This is a genomic window from Coleofasciculus sp., from assembly GCF_046539235.1.
Classification (GTDB): Bacteria; Cyanobacteriota; Cyanobacteriia; order Cyanobacteriales; family Coleofasciculaceae; genus Coleofasciculus.
Map to the genome: position 1 here is coordinate 1 of NZ_JBKHHI010000468.1, position 4,860 is coordinate 4,860.

Consider the following 4,860-nt stretch of genomic DNA (forward strand, 5'->3'; position numbering starts at 1 on the left):
AGACTTATTATTTTATCTATAAAGCCCTCTTTTCCTAAAGAAAAGAGGGCTTTATAGTGTGGAAATCTTTACAAAAGATAAATTCTAGAGTACCGCTTGGATCACTGGATTGGTCTGGTATTGTAGTTAAATTAAATAAATCTAACAAATTTTGAGATAGGTTCGATATCAAAACGCTGGTTTCTTATACTGGAATAGTCTATCGACAATTTTAATTATTCTCAGAATCCCTAAGAGGAATTAAGTAAAAAAATTATGACAGGTCAAAACTATGGTTTACGATGTAGCTATCATTGGCGGTGGTGTAATTGGCTGCACGATCGCGCGTGAGTTAATGCGCTATCCTATCCGTGCTGTCTTGTTGGAGAAAGAGAGCGAAGTCGGATTCGGAACCAGTAAAGCCAACAGTGGGATTATTCACGGCGGTCATCACGGCTCCCCCAAAACCTTGAAAGGGAAACTAGAATGGTTGGGGAATCAAATGTGGGATACAATCTGCGATGAGCTAGGTTTCGGGTTCAAGCGCATTGGCGAACTGACTGTCGCTCTAGCCCAAGAACAACTCCCCACCTTAGAGAAACTCAAACAACAAGGTGAAGAAAAAGGCGTTCCTGGGCTGGAAATGTGGGATCAGGAACGCTTACTGCGAGAAGAACCCCGCCTCAATCCCGACGCCATCGCCGGACTCTATGCTCCAACGACAGGTGTGATCAATCCTTACGAAGCCTGTTTTGCTCTGATTGAAAATGCTTGTCTGAATGGGTTGGAACTGGTAACCGATAGTCTGGTGCAGGATATTGACCAAACGGATGACACCTGGACAATCAAAACAAATCGCGGAGAATTCCCGACTCGCTTTATCATAAACGCAGCGGGACTTTGGGCTGACCGTATCGCTCAGATGGCAGGAGTCCAACCCTTTACGATTCGCCCTCGCAAAGGGGAGGAATATATCCTGGATAAGCGGTTAATGGGTTTAGTCAAACGGGTAATTTTCCCCTGTCCCACTCCCGTGTCCAAAGGAATTCTCGTCATCCCCACCTACGATGGCACGATTATGGTTGGTCCCACGGCAGAAATGGTTGATGATAAGGAAGACTTGACCACTAGCGTAGCCGGAGGACAAACCGTTTTCCAGATGGTCAGACAAGTCGTTCCCGGTATTAGTCCGAGGGATTGCATCGCTGAGTTTGCCGGTTTACGGGCAGTTACGGAAACCGAAGACTTTATAATTGGTTCGACCGACAAAAAGGGCTTTATTAACGTCGCAGGTATCCAGTCCCCCGGACTCACAGCGGCTCCGGCAATTGCTGAAATGGTCGGAGATATATTAAGGGACGAAGGTCTGCCCTTACAACCCAAGGATGATTTTGTCCCCTCCATTCCCAAACCCATCCATTTTGTTTCCTTGTCCACAGACGAACAAATCGCCCTGACTCAAGAAAATCATCATTATGGTCGCATTGTTTGTCGCTGCGAATTAATTACCGAGGGTGAGATTTTAGATTCCATTCATCGAGGCGCACGCACCCTCGACGGCATCAAATTCCGTACCCGCGCCGGGATGGGGCGCTGTCAAGGAGGGTTCTGTACTGGACGGTGTATGGAACTGCTATCGCAAGAATTAGACCAGCCGCTATCGCAAATTACCAAACGTGGCGGCGACACTTGGATTGTTAGGGAACGGGAGGAGGTAGCTAAATGATTACAGACACAATCAGCCACTTAAAAAAAGAGTATGATGTCGTAGTCGTTGGTGGCGGTCCAGCAGGCATGGCAGCCGCCTTAGGTGCTAGACAAGCCGGAGCGGATCGCATTTTGATTGCTGACCGGGAGAAAGAAGCAGGCGGTATCCTCTTGCAATGTATCCATCCGGGTTTTGGACTCCAGCATTTTAAAGAAGAACTCACCGGTCCAGAATATGCCCAGCGGTTTTTGGAGCAAGTCTTAGAAACGGACATAGATATTGTCAGCGATGCTTACATACTGGATATTAATGCTGACAAACAAGTCAAACTCATGTCCGGTAGTCAAGGCGTCCACGTTCTTTCCACCAAAGCCGCTGTACTGGCAATGGGTGCCAGAGAACGCACACGCGGCGCCATTCGCACTCCCGGTACTCGCGCCTCTGGTGTCTTGACCGCCGGATTAGCCCAGAAATTTGTCAACATGATTGGTTATCTGCCAGGACATCGGGCAGTGATTCTCGGTTCCGGGGATATTGGCTTAATTATGGCGCGGCGGTTGACATTGGAAGGGGTAGAAGTCGCAGGCGTGTTTGAAATTATGCCTCACGCCAATGGACTCAATCGCAATATCGTCCAATGTCTGCACGACTTCGACATTCCCCTGCACCTTTCCACAACCGTGGCGGATATTCATGGCAGAGATCGAGTGGAAAAAGTTACCGTTGCTCCCGTTGATGAAAACTTTACCCCAAATTTAGAGAAAAGCTGGGATATTCCCTGTGATACCCTGCTGCTGTCCATTGGCTTGATTCCAGAAAACGAACTATCTCGACAGTTGAAACTCCAGATTGACCCTGTAACCAGTGGTCCGGTGGTGAACAGCACGATGGAAACCTCCATGGATGGGGTCTTTGCTTGTGGTAATGTTGTCCATATTCACGACTTAGTTGATTTTGTCAGCCAGGAAGCCTTTCTCGCAGGCAGCAATGCTGCGGCTTACGTCACCGAACAACGCCCTCCGGGGGATAATATTCGCCTAGTTCCAGGGGAAAATGTGCGCTACTGCGTCCCTCATACTATTTCCACTGACAGAGAACACACAGTTTACATGCGGGTCAATTGTCCCATGGAACAAAGCGTATTGCGCTTAGGTAACGTGTATGAGAAAAAACTGCGCTATGTCGTCCCCGCAGAGATGGTTAATCTCAAAGTACGTCCTCGGTTTTTGGAGAACTTCCACGGGGATACCTTGCGGGTAGATGTAGTACCCTGTGAAGATTAAAGAAGTGAACTCAACATTGAGTCAGGGCGGGTTTCGTACCAACGTTACCATCATCAACCAAAAGAAAGTCCTTAAACCCGCCCCTACAAACCAGGTTCCCTCAAGGGTGGCGAAGGAGTCTCTAGTAATATCATGTCCTTATCGTCAGTTATCATTTACTTCTCCCTGGCAACCTTCTTCTTTCCCTTCTACCATCTGCCATCTGTCCTAGAGCCTTGTCTCCACCAATGGTGTAAGTATTCAACCGGACATGATATAAACAATCAGCAATCACCAGGTATTTATTATGACAACGATTACTCATTACCTTTGTATTGGCTGTCCCCTAGGTTGCCGTTTAGAAGTTGAAGATGAAGACAACAAAATTGTCGAAGTGCGGGGTTTTAACTGCAAACGGGGACAAGAGTATGCTAAACAAGAACATACCGAACCTCGCCGTATGGTAACAACTACTGTACAGGTAGAACAAGGGCGTTGGGCTAGACTACCGGTAAAAACTAATATGGCTATTCCTAAGGAAAAAATGCAGGAATTGTGCCAAGCACTGCGTCAAGTGAAACTAACTGCACCTGTGAAAATGGGTGAGGTGATTTTGGCGAATGCCTTGGAAACAGGGGCGGATGTGGTTGCTACCAGAGACATGCCAGCCGCTTGAATTAGATTGATTCTGTCCTCGGACGAAGTGAAGGATTTCGTTCGAGGACAGATTACCTCTTTGACTGCAACTTGATATAAACCCGCCCCGGTCAAATTGCCAAATTGAGTCAACCCGAGAACTCCCCCATCTTTCTGTTTCCTCGTTGGAAATGTTAATGGTAGCCTAGACGATTACTGGAAACACATTACAGTATATAGCGCTACGCGCTAGGCAATAGGCAATAGGCAATAGGCAATAGTGAAGACAAAAGCTTACCTGAAAAGGGATTGAGCGATTTTAATTTTTCTTGATTTTGTCCTAACGTGTGTGCGTAGTGCTATAGATAGCCACCCGTGTTTGCAATTGAGTTGACAGACCAAGCGATCAAGGATTTGCAGTGGTTTAAGAAATACGAACAGAATGTGATTCTTGACGGTATTGAGGCAAACCTTTCTCATGAGCCAACGACAGAGACGCGCAACCGGAAGCACCTGCGTCCAAACGATACAGCGCAATGGGAATTGAGGCTAGGTATGTATCGCGTTCTGTATAACGTTGAGGAGAAAGTTAGAATCGTCAGTATTGAGCGCATCGCTGCCAAGCCGAGAAACAAGTACATATTTCAAGGAGAGGAGGGAGAACTATGATGAACTGGGATTATCGGGTGTTCTTTGAGGATAGTGGCTACACAATTCGTACCGTATATTATGATGATCACGGCGCGATAGTTGCCTGTTCAAAAAAGCCGATCGAGCCTTTCGGAGAATCACTCGAAGATCTGCAAGACGAATTAAATCTTCTACAGGCGGCTTTAAAAAAGAACGTTCTTTCGGCTTCTGATGTGCCAGAGCAAAGCGTTTGCCCGAAGGTAAAGCGGGGGAAATCGTTAAAGGCGGTTCGCAAGCAACTTGGCTTACAGAAGGAAGCGGCTAAAGAGGGTTAAGATAGCCAAGCGTGGTTCCTAGAGTTCTTGCTCTAGCTTGAAGTTTTTAATATTATAATATACTACAAATTAGTAACTTTAGGCAAGCCATATCTCCATGGCTAGATTGGAGAGATTATATGACTTTGTAAATTTTGCTTACTAGCTGACGCCTGTCAATATGTCACCAAAAATTCCGTCATTTGAGTTATCAGATTTCACTAAGTATCAATGGACAGAGATATTAGCTCAAACAAACCCAAAGAAATGTGAGAACTACAGTAAAGCATTTCGAGCTAAAGCTGAAGAATATCAATCGCATGGTGACAGC

The 4,860-nt window shown here is 46.4% G+C and carries 6 protein-coding genes; all 6 read left to right on the plus strand.

Features of this window, described 5'->3' with window-relative positions; genetic code table 11:
* The first annotated feature begins 271 nt into the window (after positions 1–271).
* Complete coding sequence (locus tag ACLFWI_RS26870; RefSeq protein WP_446415467.1) at positions 272–1,705, plus strand: FAD-dependent oxidoreductase; 1,434 nt, start codon at positions 272–274, stop codon at positions 1,703–1,705.
* Complete coding sequence (locus tag ACLFWI_RS26875; RefSeq protein WP_446415468.1) at positions 1,702–2,970, plus strand: NAD(P)/FAD-dependent oxidoreductase; 1,269 nt, start codon at positions 1,702–1,704, stop codon at positions 2,968–2,970. Before ACLFWI_RS26870 ends, ACLFWI_RS26875 begins: the two co-directional genes overlap by 4 nt.
* Before the next feature lie 286 nt (positions 2,971–3,256).
* Positions 3,257–3,625 carry a DUF1667 domain-containing protein gene (locus ACLFWI_RS26880; RefSeq protein ID WP_446377500.1) on the plus strand — a complete coding sequence of 123 codons (369 nt, stop codon included), beginning with the start codon at positions 3,257–3,259 and terminating at the stop codon, positions 3,623–3,625.
* Positions 3,626–3,960: 335 nt separating this feature from the next.
* A complete protein-coding gene (locus tag ACLFWI_RS26885; protein ID WP_446409508.1) occupies positions 3,961–4,254 on the plus strand; it encodes a type II toxin-antitoxin system RelE family toxin in 294 nt (97 codons plus the stop codon).
* Complete coding sequence (locus ACLFWI_RS26890; RefSeq protein ID WP_446415469.1) at positions 4,251–4,550, plus strand: hypothetical protein; 300 nt, start codon at positions 4,251–4,253, stop codon at positions 4,548–4,550. Before ACLFWI_RS26885 ends, ACLFWI_RS26890 begins: the two co-directional genes overlap by 4 nt.
* 160 nt (positions 4,551–4,710) lie before the next feature.
* Positions 4,711–4,860: DUF7380 domain-containing protein (locus ACLFWI_RS26895; RefSeq protein WP_446415470.1), on the plus strand; the 150-nt coding region annotated here is incomplete at its 3' end.

Bases quoted from the DNA above. Each gene is read 5' to 3' on its own strand.
- ACLFWI_RS26870 (WP_446415467.1), top strand. From the start codon at position 272: ATGGTTTACGATGTAGCTATCATTGGCGGTGGTGTAATTGGCTGCACG.
- ACLFWI_RS26875 (WP_446415468.1), top strand. From the start codon at position 1,702: ATGATTACAGACACAATCAGCCACTTAAAAAAAGAGTATGATGTCGTA.
- ACLFWI_RS26880 (WP_446377500.1), top strand. From the start codon at position 3,257: ATGACAACGATTACTCATTACCTTTGTATTGGCTGTCCCCTAGGTTGC.
- ACLFWI_RS26890 (WP_446415469.1), top strand. From the start codon at position 4,251: ATGATGAACTGGGATTATCGGGTGTTCTTTGAGGATAGTGGCTACACA.